13 protein-coding genes are annotated in these 11,560 nt (G+C 73.8%); 6 read left to right on the forward strand and 7 right to left on the reverse strand.

All coding sequences use genetic code 11. The features are described from left to right. Window positions 1-27 precede the first annotated feature (27 nt). Both ABZ479_RS33595 and ABZ479_RS33600 read right to left on the reverse strand, forming a co-directional pair. On the reverse strand, window positions 28-996 hold the full coding sequence (locus ABZ479_RS33595) for an SDR family NAD(P)-dependent oxidoreductase (protein WP_500465085.1): 969 nt from the start codon (window positions 994-996) through the stop codon (window positions 28-30). Between the two features lie 208 nt (window positions 997-1,204). Beyond that, window positions 1,205-1,678: a MarR family winged helix-turn-helix transcriptional regulator gene (locus ABZ479_RS33600; protein ID WP_499611458.1), complete on the reverse strand. Its 474-nt coding sequence runs from the start codon at window positions 1,676-1,678 to the stop codon at window positions 1,205-1,207. 174 nt (window positions 1,679-1,852) lie between these two features. Between ABZ479_RS33600 and wrbA the strand changes: the two genes are divergently transcribed. From wrbA to ABZ479_RS33620, 4 genes are all read left to right on the forward strand, one after another. After that, on the forward strand, window positions 1,853-2,461 hold the full coding sequence (gene wrbA, locus ABZ479_RS33605; RefSeq protein ID WP_500465086.1) for an NAD(P)H:quinone oxidoreductase: 609 nt from the start codon (window positions 1,853-1,855) through the stop codon (window positions 2,459-2,461). A 115-nt stretch (window positions 2,462-2,576) separates the two neighbouring features. Further along, a complete protein-coding gene (locus ABZ479_RS33610) occupies window positions 2,577-3,227 on the forward strand; it encodes a DsbA family oxidoreductase (protein WP_500465087.1) in 651 nt (216 codons plus the stop codon). A gap of 78 nt (window positions 3,228-3,305) precedes the next feature. Further along, complete coding sequence (locus ABZ479_RS33615) at window positions 3,306-4,193, forward strand: helix-turn-helix domain-containing protein (protein WP_500465088.1); 888 nt, start codon at window positions 3,306-3,308, stop codon at window positions 4,191-4,193. Window positions 4,194-4,332: 139 nt separating this feature from the next. Continuing rightward, the gene (locus ABZ479_RS33620; RefSeq protein ID WP_500465089.1) at window positions 4,333-4,893 is read left to right on the forward strand and encodes a hypothetical protein; all 561 of its coding nucleotides are present in this window, start codon (window positions 4,333-4,335) and stop codon (window positions 4,891-4,893) included. A 235-nt stretch (window positions 4,894-5,128) separates the two neighbouring features. Here ABZ479_RS33620 and ABZ479_RS33625 read toward each other — a convergent pair whose 3' ends face one another. The 4 genes from ABZ479_RS33625 to ABZ479_RS33640 all read right to left on the reverse strand — a co-directional run bounded on the left by ABZ479_RS33625 (window position 5,129) and on the right by ABZ479_RS33640 (window position 8,202). Next, a complete protein-coding gene (locus tag ABZ479_RS33625; RefSeq protein ID WP_500465090.1) occupies window positions 5,129-5,845 on the reverse strand; it encodes an SDR family NAD(P)-dependent oxidoreductase in 717 nt (238 codons plus the stop codon). A 90-nt stretch (window positions 5,846-5,935) separates the two neighbouring features. After that, window positions 5,936-7,189, reverse strand: coding sequence for a YbfB/YjiJ family MFS transporter (locus ABZ479_RS33630; RefSeq protein WP_500465091.1), 1,254 nt, complete (start codon window positions 7,187-7,189; stop codon window positions 5,936-5,938). 115 nt (window positions 7,190-7,304) lie between these two features. Further along, entirely contained in the window at window positions 7,305-7,607 is a 303-nt protein-coding gene (locus tag ABZ479_RS33635) for a muconolactone Delta-isomerase family protein (protein WP_500465092.1), read from the reverse strand. A gap of 205 nt (window positions 7,608-7,812) precedes the next feature. Beyond that, window positions 7,813-8,202 carry a YybH family protein gene (locus tag ABZ479_RS33640; RefSeq protein ID WP_499611443.1) on the reverse strand — a complete coding sequence of 130 codons (390 nt, stop codon included), beginning with the start codon at window positions 8,200-8,202 and terminating at the stop codon, window positions 7,813-7,815. A 126-nt stretch (window positions 8,203-8,328) separates the two neighbouring features. On the opposite strand from ABZ479_RS33640, the gene ABZ479_RS33645 reads away from it, so the two are divergent. Further along, a complete protein-coding gene (locus tag ABZ479_RS33645) occupies window positions 8,329-9,402 on the forward strand; it encodes a nitronate monooxygenase (protein WP_500465098.1) in 1,074 nt (357 codons plus the stop codon). A 54-nt stretch (window positions 9,403-9,456) separates the two neighbouring features. Here ABZ479_RS33645 and ABZ479_RS33650 read toward each other — a convergent pair whose 3' ends face one another. After that, on the reverse strand, window positions 9,457-10,077 hold the full coding sequence (locus ABZ479_RS33650; protein WP_500465093.1) for an HAD-IA family hydrolase: 621 nt from the start codon (window positions 10,075-10,077) through the stop codon (window positions 9,457-9,459). A gap of 312 nt (window positions 10,078-10,389) precedes the next feature. On the opposite strand from ABZ479_RS33650, the gene ABZ479_RS33655 reads away from it, so the two are divergent. Beyond that, on the forward strand, window positions 10,390-11,448 hold the full coding sequence (locus tag ABZ479_RS33655) for an alpha/beta fold hydrolase (RefSeq protein ID WP_500465094.1): 1,059 nt from the start codon (window positions 10,390-10,392) through the stop codon (window positions 11,446-11,448). Window positions 11,449-11,560 lie beyond the last annotated feature (112 nt).

Consider the following 11,560-nt stretch of genomic DNA (forward strand, 5'->3'; position numbering starts at 1 on the left):
GGGGCCGGGCTCAGGATGCGACCGGGGTCAGGGGACGACCGGGGGCGCGGCAGCGAGCAGGTCGAGGGAGAGCTGCCACAGACGCGCGGCGCTCCGCGGGTCCACGGCGTGGGCGGCCACCCCGCGGCGCAGGCCCGGCCGGTGCGGAGCGGCCTCGGCGCAGTCCTCGAAGTACCGGCCGGTGACGCCCTCGACCAGCGGGGACGCCGCGAGCAGCACCGAGGTGGCGGCGCCCTGCTCGATGTTCTTCACCGAGACGCCGTCGCTCCGGCCGGGCTCGAAGGACGCGGGGGCGTTGAGGGCCGATCCGATGTGCCGGGCGAGGTTGGTCTCGGCGATCCGGCCGGGGTTGAGGGCGTTGACGCTGATGCCGTCGCCGGCCCAGCGCGTGGCCGCCTCCACCGCGAACAGCACGTTTGCGGTCTTGGACTGGCTGTAGGCGGCCCAGGCGTCGTAGGGCCGGCGCTCGAAGTTGACGTCGCCGAAGAGGACGTCGCCGTTCACGTGGCCGACCGAGGCGACCACCACCACGCGGGCGTCACCGGCGGCCCTGAGCGCGGGGTGCAGTCCGGTGGCCAGGGCGAAGTGGCCGAGGTGGTTGGTGGCGAACTGCAGCTCCCAGCCCTCGGGGGTGCGGGTCTCGGGGGACGCCATGACGCCCGCGTTGGCGACCAGGATGTGCAGCGGTCCCTCCCACGCGGCGGCGAACGCGGCGACCGACGCCCGGTCGGCCAGGTCGAGGGGGGCCGACAGGACCCGCGGGTTCCCGGTCCCCGCGGTGATGGCGGCGGCGACCCGCTCACCCGCCGCGGTGTCGCGTACGGCCAGGGTGACCTCGGCGCCCGCGGCGGCGAGGGCGCGTGCCGTCTCCACGCCGATGCCCGAGGAGCCGCCGGTGACGACGGCCCGCCGTCCTGTGAGGTCCACGCCGGCGACGACCTCCGCCGCGGTGGTCCGCGCTCCGAACGGGGTGGTGACGAGTGCCTGCCCGGTCATGCCGTCTGCCTTCCTGTGCGCCCCGTCCTGCGGAGCGGGGATGGATGTCCGCTCTCCAGGCAAACACCGGGAAGCACAGGTCAGGGGGGTGGAAGCAGGCCCCGTTCGACAGGGGTCCGGCAGTACCCCCCAGCGCCGGGCCGACGCGCTCCGGGGGGACGTCGCGGCGTGGCAGGGCCGGCGATCGCCCCGGCCCGGGCGGCCGGGATCAGGCGTGGTCGCCCTGGTCGCTCGCCACGTGCTGCAGGGCGACGGTCAGCGCGGCGAGGTCCTGGCCGCCGAAGTGGTCCACCAAGTGGCGCCGCACGCTGGCGAGATGCGTCGGCCAGGCCTGCTCCAGACGCTCGAACCCGGCGTCCGTCAGCACGGCGTTCCAACCACGGCCGTCCTCCGCGCACTTCACGCGCTCCACCCAGCCGTGCTTCTCGAGCCGGATGACGACGCGGGTCATCCCGCTGAGGGAGAGGCTGCAGGCGGCGGCGAGTTCACTCATCCGCATCGCGCGGTCCGGGGTCTCCGACAGGTACATCAGCGGCGAGTACTCGGAGAGCGGCAGCCCCGCCCCCTCGACCATGTCGGCGTCGACGGCGCGGGGGAGTTCCATGAGCACCCGGCCCACCGCGCGCACGAACGCCTCCTCGCTCGCGCTGAGGGGCTGCAACCGCTGCTTCGTGGACGCCATTACTCCACTGTAGCTGCTTGACCGGTCAATGAGCCTCCATGACCGCCACCCGGGTGCGGGCACATGCCTTTGACAGTTGTCGACCGGTCGTCTAGCTTCAAATAGGCGACCGGTCGGTTAGTGCCGGTTCGATCATCCCCCCATGGCAACGCAACGAAAGAAACGGAGTGCCCTGTGGCCACCCCCGTCAAGCTCGCCATCGTCCACTACTCGTCGACCGGCACCATCACCGAGATCGCGAAGGAACTCCACGACGCCGCCGTCAAGGCCGGCGCCGAGGTACGCCTGGTCAAGACGGCCGAGCTGGCCCCCCAGACAGCCATCGACAGCAACCCGGCCTGGGCGGCCCACCACGCGGCGACCGCACACCTCCCGCTCGCCACGCCCGAGGACGTCGAGTGGGCCGACGCCGTCATCTTCGGCACCCCCACCCGCTTCGGCAACGTCTCGGCGCAGCTCAAGCAGTTCATCGACACGCTCGGCGGCCTGTGGGCCGAGGGCAGGCTGATCGACAAGGTCTTCAGCGGCTTCGTCTCGAGCGCGACCGCGCACGCCGGCCAGGAGGCCACGCTGCTGTCCCTCTACACCTCGATCCACCACTTCGGCGGGATCACGGTCACCCCGGGCTTCACCCAGCCGTCCAAGTTCGTCGACGGCAACCCCTACGGCACCTCCCACGTGGACGGCCAGGGCAACAACCCCGTGGACGAGGTCACCCGCACCGCGGCCCGCGTCCAGGCCGAGCGGGTCGTCCGGGTCGCCGCGCAGCTCAAGGCCGCCTGACCCGTACCGGCACCCCACCGGCAGCGGCGCCGCGCGGCCCCACCACCCCGACACCGGAGCCGCGCGGCGCCGCCCCCACACCCCCACCGAACCACGAACAGGGAGATGCCCCACCATGCGCGTCGAGATCTGGACCGACACCGCCTGCCCCTGGTGCTACGTCGGCAAGGCACGCTTCGAGCGGGCCCTCGCCGGCTTCCGGCACCGGGACGGCGTCGAGGTGCTGCACCGGTCGTTCGAGCTCAACCCGGACGCCCGCAACGGCTCGACGCCGATCATCGACGCCGTCGCCGCGCAGTACGGTCGCACCCGCGAGCAGCAGGTCGCGCGCGAGGAGCAGGCCGCCTCCGAGGCCCGCAAGGAAGGCCTGGGCTTCCGGATCGGCGGCCGCGTGTACGGCAACACCTTCGACGTCCACCGCCTGGCGCACCTGGCCAAGGCGCGCGGCGTCCAGCAGGAGTTCCTGGACCTCGCCTTCCGCGCGAACTTCGCGGAGGAGCGCTCCGTCTACGACCGGGAGACCCAGCTGGACCTGGCCGCCGAGGCGGGACTGGACCGGTCGGAGGCGGACTCCGTCCTGGCCGACCCCGGCGCCTACGCCGCGGAGGTACGGGCCGACGAGCGGATGGCCACGGAACTGGGCGCCGGCGGCGTGCCCTTCTTCGTACTGGACCGGAAGTACGGCGTGACCGGGCTGCAGCCCGCCGAGATGTTCACCCGCGCCCTCGAGCAGGCCTGGGAGGACCACACCACGGCCCGGCCCTGACGCCCGGTCGCCGGGGGGGGTCCGGCAGTACCCGTCTGCGGCTCCCGACCGCGGGGCGGGCGTCGTAGCGTGGAGGAGATGGACGCGCACATGACCGGGACCGGGACCGACGGCCGGAACACCGCACTGGGTGACTTCCTGCGCTCGCGCCGCGCGAGGATCTCCCCCGAGCAGGCGGGCCTGGCCCCCACGCCGACCGCCCGCCGGGTGCCCGGTCTGCGCCGTGAGGAGATCGCCGGGCTGGCCGGCGTCAGCGTGGACTACTACGTACGCCTGGAACGCGGGCACCACGTCAACGTCTCCGGCACGGTCCTCGACGCCATCGCCCGCGCCCTGCGGCTGACCGACGACGAGCGGGAGCACCTGTTCGCCCTGGCCAGGCCGGCCCGCCCGGCGTCCCGTCCGCAGCCGCCGCAGCGCGTGCGCCCCGCCGTGCACCACCTGCTGGAGACGATGGCCGACGTCCCCGCGGTGGTCGTGGGGCGGCGCACCGACGTCCTGGCCTCCAACCGCCTCGCCCGCGCGCTCTACACCGACTTCGAGGCACTCCCCCAGCGGGAGCGGAACATGGCCCGCTACATCTTCACGGACGAGGCCGCCCGCACCCTCTACGACGACTGGGAGGGCGTGGCGCGCACGTCCGTCGCCGCGCTCCGCCTCTACGCGGGCAAGCACCCCCACGACCCCCGGCTCGCCGAACTCGTCGGCGAACTCTCCGCGCGCGACGAGGACTTCCGGGCGTGGTGGGACGACCACGACATCGAGCGCCGCACCTACGGGGTCAAGCACTTCCACCATCCGGTGGTCGGCGAACTCACCCTGCGGTACGAGGCCCTGGCCGTCACCGGCGATCCCGACCAGATCCTCGGCGTCTACACCGCGGAACCCGCGACCGCCTCCGAGCGCGCCCTGCGCCGCCTCGCCGAGTGGGCCGCGGACACCGGCCCCACCGTCCGGGCCGTCTGACGGTTGACGGTTGACGTCGGCAGCATGCCGCCGCCCGGCCCACCGACGAGCACGTCCCCCGCACGTCGAGGACCCGGGCGCTTCCTTGGGTCCCCGGCCGGATTGTGTCCGTCGCGTCGAGTGGACGATCATGAGCCCCATGAACACGGACCACTGGGCGCTGCTCGCGGACTCGGAGCGGGAGCAATGGGGGTGTGTTCCCGGTCGGTCGGTCGGGCCGCTGAGCTTCGGAGTCGATCGACGTGCAGCGGTCGAGAACATGGCGGGGCATGGCTTCGCCGCGGTGGAGCGCGAGATCGCGCGGTGGAATCCGCGGCGGGCCCAGTGGCGCGTGGAGTTCAGCAGGGCCGAGTCCGACGAGCAACGACCGGCCGTGAAGTCCTACTTCGTCGAGGGCGTGGGCTTGACCTGCGTGCTCGTCGACGGGCTGCGCGGTCCCCAGGTCACGTGCGACGGAGTCCGCCTGATCGGCCGTGTGCCGTCGGAGCTGGACGCGGAGATGGACGCGCGCGCCGAGGAGCGTGGCCTGGGCATCACGTACAGCCTCTCGGGCGATCTGTCCTGGCCCGGCTTCGACTTCGACCGAGGCAGGCAGCGCGCCGGCGATACGGTCGTGAGCTGGGCATCGTTCTTCAACACGGGAGGGATCGCGGGCACCTCCTGGGACATCACTCCTGCGGAGGTCTGGCATCACCAGTAGGCCGCGGGGATGAAGGTGCCGGCGGCTCGGCGCCCATGCCCGTCGGGCACCACGCGCTCGACCATGGCCATGCCGGGAGCAACGAGCCGGCGCCCATCCGTACACCGTCCGAGCGGTCTCCGAGCTCCGGCGGGAGCCACTGCGGCTGACGCCGCACACATGGCACGACGGCGGCCCCGGACGCCTTTGTCCGGGGCCGCCGTCGTGGGCCCGCTGCGCTCTCCGGCCGCGCCGGTCAGCGGCCGGCGGTCTGCCCACCGTCCACGGGGAGGGTCACACCCGTCACGAACGGGGCGTTCTCCAGGTAGAGGACCGCCTCGACGATGTCCTCGACCTCGCCCATGCGCCCGACCGGGTGCAGCGCGGCCAGCCACTCGTGGGTCTCCACCGCGTGCATCGGGGTCTTGATCGTGCCCAGCGCCACCGCGTTCGCGCGGATCCCCTGCGTCGCGTACTCGGTCGCCAGCGCACGGGTCGCGGCCTGCAGGCCGCCCTTCGTGAGCGAGGCCAGCACGGACGTGATCTTCGCGTCCGCCTGGTCGCCGAGGCTGCTGGAGATCTGGACCACGTGGCCGCCGCCCTGCTGCAGCATGCGCTCCACCGCCAGCTGCGTGATGCGGAAGAAGCCGTCCACGTTGATGCCGAGAACGGCGCGGTACTCCTCCTCGGTGTACTCGGTGAACGGCTTGGCCACGAAGACGCCCGCGTTGTTGACCAGCGTGTCGACCCGGCCGAAGCGCTCCACAGCCGTCGCGATGACCCGCTCGGCGGTCTCCCACTCGGCGATGTCGCCGCGGACGGTCACCACTCCCGGGTCCGTCGACTCACCGATGTTCCGCGAGGTGGCGACGACGGCGTAGCCGAGCTTTCGGTAGCCCTCCACCACTCCGGCGCCGATGCCCTGGGAGGCACCCGTGACGACCGCGACCTTCTGACCCTGAACGCTGCTCATGGTGTTCCTTCTCGTGGGGGATGTCCTACGGGCCCGGCGCACTAGACGACCGGTCACCTTCATTTAAGGTAGACGACCGGTCGAGAACTGTCAAAGACCCTGCGCGGAAGCGACGCCGTCGCGGGACGCACCCCGGACACCCGGCGGGTCCATGCGGTGCGGGAAGCCGATGCGCAGCGCGAAGGCGGCCGCGGCGGCGGCCAGGACGACGAGTGCCGCCAGGACCAGCGCCTGCCGGTAGCCGTGGCGCAGCAGGGGCTCGACGGCCAGCGGGCCGAGGATCTGGCCCACCGAGTACCCGGCGGTCAGCAGCGCGACCGCGCGCGGGAACCGCAGATGGGTCCCGGCGGCCAGGGCCACCGTGCTCACGCCGATGAAGGTGGCGCCGAAAAGGAACGCCGAGACCAGCGCCGCGGCCGGCCCGCCGACCACGGCGGGCAGCGCGATCCCCGCGGCCTGCACGACCAGCGCCGCGAGCAGCACGTCCGGGCGGGTCCAGCGCCGTCCCAGCCACGCCCACAGCGCGGCGGAGGGGACGGCCGCCACTCCGGCCAGCACCCAGGCCCCGGTGCCGAGCCGGCCGGGCGAGCCCTGGTCGATCGCGGCGACCAGGAAGGTGCCGGCGATGATGTAGCCGACGCCCTCCAGGGTGTAGGAGACGAACAGGGCGCCGAACCAGCGGTGCGTGCGCGGCGCCCCGGCACTCCCCCGGGCACCGGGGGCCGGCGCGGGCACGGCCGCCGGCGCGGAGTCCGTACGCATCGTCCACGCCGGGACCGAGAGCAACGCGGCGAGGGCGGCGGAGGCCCACCACGCGGCCCGCCAGTCGGCGAAGTCGCGTAGCAGGAGGACGAGCAGTCCGGACAGCGCGATCCCGGCGCCGACCCCGCCGAAGCCCCAGCCGGGCAGGTGGGCGGGGTGCTCACGGAGCCGCCCGAGGAGGGCACTGACCGCGATCACGAACACCGTCGCGCTCACCGCGCCCGCGACCAGGCGGAGCACCAGCCACACCGCCGTCGTGTGCGTGAGCGGCATGGCCGCGAGGCTCACGACCAGCACCAGCAGCGAACCGCGCAGCACGGCGGCGGAACGCGTCAGCCGGGGCAGGAAGGTCCCGGCGAGCGCGCCGACGAGGTAACCGACGTAGTTGGCGGTGGCCAGGTGCGCGCCGGCGCCGGCCGTCAGGCGCGCCTGGGCGTGCATCAGGGGCAGGATCGGGGTGTAGACGAAGCGGCCGACCCCCATGGCCGCCGCCAGCGCCGCCGCGGCCCGGACCACGTGGCCCCAGGGCGAGCCGGACGGGCCGCCGGGTGCGGCGGCCGGACGCTGGATCGTTTCGCTCATGTCATCTTCCTCGACGGGTGGATATCGGGGCCGGAACGGACCACGGCCCCCCGTCGCGACCGTGTCGGGGCGACGGGGAGCCGTGTGGGGTGCCGGGGCGGCGGGGCGTGCGCTGTCAGGCGTCGCCGTCCGGCCTCCCCGGGTCGTTGGGGTGCGACTGCAGGGCGGTGACGACCGCGGACATCCACGGCCACAGCGGCAGGGTGCCGAGCACCGTCCCGTACAGCCCGTCCTCGTCGTCGGCACGCCACAGCCCGATGCTGCGCAGCTCGCCCACCGGGCGCCACAGCCGGACCAGGTGCCCGGCGGCGGCCAGTTCCCTGGCCCTGACGGCCTCGGCCGCACGGCGCCGGTCGACCTCGGCCGGGTCGGTGCCCTCGGGAACGGTGGTGGTGAGCTCGACCAGGAACTCCTTCACGGTGTTGCCTCTCCTGGAATCTGGAAAACAGCCGGTGGCTTCTTCGGGCGGGCGGGTGGGCTGCCGGGGCCGGTGGCACAGCTCCGGTCCTCCGTACCCCCACCCTGCGCCCGCGGGCCGGGGCGGCGCCACGACCGGTTCCCTCCCTGCTGGGAGGCGCAACCTCGCAACGGGCCCCGCCCGGTGGGCGGGTGGACCCGCGGACTCAGTGGTCCGTGACGATGCGCGAGACGTGGTACGCGCGGATCAGCCAGTCGCCGCCCTCGCGCCGCAGGACCAGCGAGAGGTGCACGGGGGCCGTCCAGCCCTCCGCGCCCCGGAAGACGACGTCGGCGAAGCCCCCGGCCACCTGGTCGCCGATGCGGTAGCCCTGGATCTTCCCCACGTCCGCCCAGCGGTCCTCCGTCACCGCCCGGTAGTAGGCGCGCACCGCTTCCCGGCCGGCCGTGGTCTCGGGGCCGAAGCCCTGGAACAGGGCGTCGGAGGTGAACAACTCGGCCATCTCGTCCGGCCGGTGGCCGTCGAAGGCGGCCTTCCAGCGGGACACCACCTCGTGCATCGGGTCGTTCGTCGTGTCCGTCGGGTCAGCGCTCATGTCGGTTCTCCTCTGGGTTCAACGGTGGAAGGGGCGGCGGCCGTCCGCGCGCGGGAGGGCGACCGGGCCGGGAGGTGCCATGATAGTCGACCGGTCTATTAAATATGGTCGTGCGGTCGTACAGTGATACCCACATACGTCGCCGCCCGCGGGAGGAACACTCACACCATGGTCTCGCCACTGGTCGCTCTCGGGGTGGACACCCCCGTCCTCGCCGCGCCGATGGCCGGCGGCCCCACCACGCCCGCGCTGGTCGGCGCGGCCGCCCGGGCCGGCGGCCTGGGCTTCGTGCCCGGCGGGTACCGCACCGCCGCGGCGCTGGCGGAGCAGATCGCCGCGGTCCGGTCCGAAGGGGTGGCCTTCGGCGTCAACCTCTTCGCGCCCAACCCCGTCCCGGTCGACCCCGACGCCTTCCGGCGCTACGCCCGGGCCATCGCGCCCGACGCCGGGAGGCACGGCATCGACGCACTGGCCGCGGAACCCGTCGAGGACGACGACCAGTGGGCGGACAAGGTCGCGCTGCTGCTCTCCGACCCGGTACCGGTGGTGAGCTTCACCTTCGGCATCCCGGAGTCCCCGGTCGTCGCCGCGCTGCGCTCCGCCGGGAGCCTGGTCGTCCAGACGGTCACCTCGGCCGCGGAGGCCCGGGCCGCCGCGGAGGCGGGCGCGGACGTGCTCGCCGTGCAGGCCTCCGCGGCGGGCGGACACTCCGGCACGCTCACCCCACAGCGCATCCCGGCGGCCGTGCCGCTGGAGCAACTGCTCGGCGAGGTGCGCGCGGCGGTACCCCTGCCGCTCGTCGCCGCCGGCGGCCTGGCCACGCCGGCCGCCGTGGCCGGGGCGCTGCGCGCCGGGGCCGACGCGGCCATGGTCGGCACCGTCCTCATGCGCGCCGACGAGGCCGGCACCTCCGCGCCGCACCGGGCGGCACTGGCCGACCCGGCACGCACCGGGACGGTGGTCACCAGGGCGTTCACCGGACGCCCCGCGAGGGCGCTGCGCAACGAGTTCACCGACCGCCACACCGACGTGGCGCCGGCCGGCTACCCGGCCCTGCACCACCTGACCGGCCCGATGCGCAAGGCGGCCACCGCCGCGGGCGACCAGGAGCGGATCCACCTGTGGGCCGGCACGGGTTACCGTCAGGCCACCGAGGAGCCGGCCGAGCGGATCCTGCGCCGGCTGGCGTCCGGAATCTGATCCCGTACCCCCACGGGCGGGCCGCCCGCGCGGCGGCCCGCCTCACGGTCCCCGTCAGCCCAGGGGAACGCCGAGCAGGACCTCCAGCTGCGCGATCGTCTCCGCGGGGTCCTTGGCGTGGACGCCCGCGAGTCCCAACTCGGCCGCGGGCGCGAGGTACTGCTCGGTGTCGTCCACGAACACGCAGGCCTCGGCGGGCAGTCCGAGCCTGCCCAGCGCCAGTTCGAAGATGGCGGGCTCGGGCTTGCGCATCCCGTGGTGCTCGGAGATGACCACCGCGTCGTACGAACCCTCCAGGTCGTAGCCCTCGTAGAGGTCCCACGGCGCGAAGCCGACGGAGTTGGAGAGGATCCCCACGCGCACCCCGGCGCGCCGGGCGGCGGCCGCCGCGTCGATCAGGGCCGTCTCCGGCCTGAGGTCGGCGAAGATCCGGCCCATCAGGTTGCCGGGGGCCACACCGAGGCTGCGGGCGGCCGCGGCGTTCCACTCCTCCTGGGTGATCGCGCCGCGCTCGAGGTCGTGGGTGCGGCGGACGCCTTCCTCGTCGAGGTAGAGCGCGGTGATGCAGGCGCCCTCCGCCAGTCCCTCGCGCCGCTCGAAGGCGAGCACGGCGGGCAGCAGGGGCGTGGTGAGGACACCGCCGAAGTCGAGGATCAGGCCGGTGCGGTGGGACATGACGGAACTCCAGCGATAGCGACGAGGACGCGTGCCACCGCGATGCGGACGCGGCAGCCGCGTGGTGGGCGTCCGCCGGCGACGCTGCCGCACGGTGCCCGGGGGAGGCCGGCCGGGCGCGGCGGCCGGACGGGCGGCACGCGCGGGGCGACGACCGGACGCCATCCTGCCACCCCCCTCCACGCACCGGCCTGCCGCCCCTCCCCCGAACCGGACACCACACCTGTCGTGCGTCACCACCTTGACCGGTGACGCAGCCGCGTGCAAGGGTTGCCGACGGGAGAACCCCGGGAAAGTGAAAGAAGGTTGGGAATGATCGACAGGCGGAGCTTCGGCAAGGTTTTCGGTGCGGGCGCGGCCGCGGCGTCACTCGCGGGACTCACGGGCCTCGCGTCACAGCCGGCCTCGGCGGCGGCGACGCACGGGCCTGCGCCGAGCACCGGCGGACCGGCCCCCCTTCGCGGGACGCACGCCTCCCTCGGCACCCTCAAGCAGGTCGACGCGGGAGTCCTGAACATCGGTTACGCCGAGTCCGGCCCCGCCGACGGCCCCGCGGTGGTGCTCCTGCACGGCTGGCCGTACGACATCCACAGCTACGTCGACGTCGCGCCCCTGCTGGCGGCCGAGGGGTACCGCGTCATCGTCCCCCACCTGCGCGGCCACGGCACGACGCGCTTCCGGTCGCCCCGGGCGTTCCGCAACGCCCAGCAGTCGGTGGTCGCGCTCGACGTCATCGCCCTCATGGACGCCCTGCGGATCGACAAGGCCGTCCTCGCCGGGTACGACTGGGGCTCGCGGACCGCCGACATCATCGCCGCGGTCTGGCCCGAGCGCTGCAAGGCCCTGGTCTCCGTGACGGGTTACCTCATCACCAACCGCGAGGCCAACGAGCAGCCGCTGCCGCCGAAGGCGGAGTGGGCGTGGTGGTACCAGTACTACTTCGCCACGGAGCGCGGCCGGCTCGGCCTGCAGGAGAACCGGCACGACCTCGCCCGCCTGGTCTGGGAGTTCAACTCCCCCACGTGGGAGTTCGACGACGCCACGTTCCGCCGCACCGCCGCGTCCTTCGAGAACCCGGACTACGTCGCCATCGTGCTCCACAACTACCGCTGGCGCCTCGGCCTCGCGAAGGGCGATCCGCGCTACGACCGCCTGGAGGCCCGGCTCGCGGCGGGCCCGATGATCGGCGTGCCCACCATCACCCTCGACGGCGAGGCCGACCCGTTCACCCCCGCCGGGGACGGAGCCGCCTACCGCGCCAAGTTCTCGGGACCGTACGCCCACCGGACACTGAAGGGCACGGGCCACAACGTGCCCCAGGAGGCCCCGGAGGCCTTCGCGGCGGCCGTGGTCGACGTGGACTCCTTCTAGCCCCGGGGGCCGGTTCGGGGCGGATCGGGGGTACGGCGAAGCCGGCGTCGATCACTGGCCGGGCGACGTCGCGGACGCGTACGCCGCCGTCCCAGGCCTGTCGCGCAGCGGC

It is taken from the genome of Streptomyces sp. NPDC005722 (genome assembly GCF_040630935.1).
Classification (GTDB): Bacteria; Actinomycetota; Actinomycetes; order Streptomycetales; family Streptomycetaceae; genus Actinacidiphila.

What these genes read in the sequence shown, in the direction of transcription:
- ABZ479_RS33615 (WP_500465088.1), top strand. Translation starts at nt 3,306, where the DNA reads ATGGACGCGCACATGACCGGGACCGGGACCGACGGCCGGAACACCGCA.
- ABZ479_RS33655 (WP_500465094.1), top strand. Translation starts at nt 10,390, where the DNA reads ATGATCGACAGGCGGAGCTTCGGCAAGGTTTTCGGTGCGGGCGCGGCC.
- ABZ479_RS33630 (WP_500465091.1), bottom strand. Translation starts at nt 7,189, where the DNA reads ATGAGCGAAACGATCCAGCGTCCGGCCGCCGCACCCGGCGGCCCGTCC.
- ABZ479_RS33595 (WP_500465085.1), bottom strand. Translation starts at nt 996, where the DNA reads ATGACCGGGCAGGCACTCGTCACCACCCCGTTCGGAGCGCGGACCACC.
- ABZ479_RS33640 (WP_499611443.1), bottom strand. Translation starts at nt 8,202, where the DNA reads ATGAGCGCTGACCCGACGGACACGACGAACGACCCGATGCACGAGGTG.
- ABZ479_RS33650 (WP_500465093.1), bottom strand. Translation starts at nt 10,077, where the DNA reads ATGTCCCACCGCACCGGCCTGATCCTCGACTTCGGCGGTGTCCTCACC.
- ABZ479_RS33600 (WP_499611458.1), bottom strand. Translation starts at nt 1,678, where the DNA reads ATGGCGTCCACGAAGCAGCGGTTGCAGCCCCTCAGCGCGAGCGAGGAG.
- ABZ479_RS33625 (WP_500465090.1), bottom strand. Translation starts at nt 5,845, where the DNA reads ATGAGCAGCGTTCAGGGTCAGAAGGTCGCGGTCGTCACGGGTGCCTCC.
- ABZ479_RS33620 (WP_500465089.1), top strand. Translation starts at nt 4,333, where the DNA reads ATGAACACGGACCACTGGGCGCTGCTCGCGGACTCGGAGCGGGAGCAA.
- ABZ479_RS33610 (WP_500465087.1), top strand. Translation starts at nt 2,577, where the DNA reads ATGCGCGTCGAGATCTGGACCGACACCGCCTGCCCCTGGTGCTACGTC.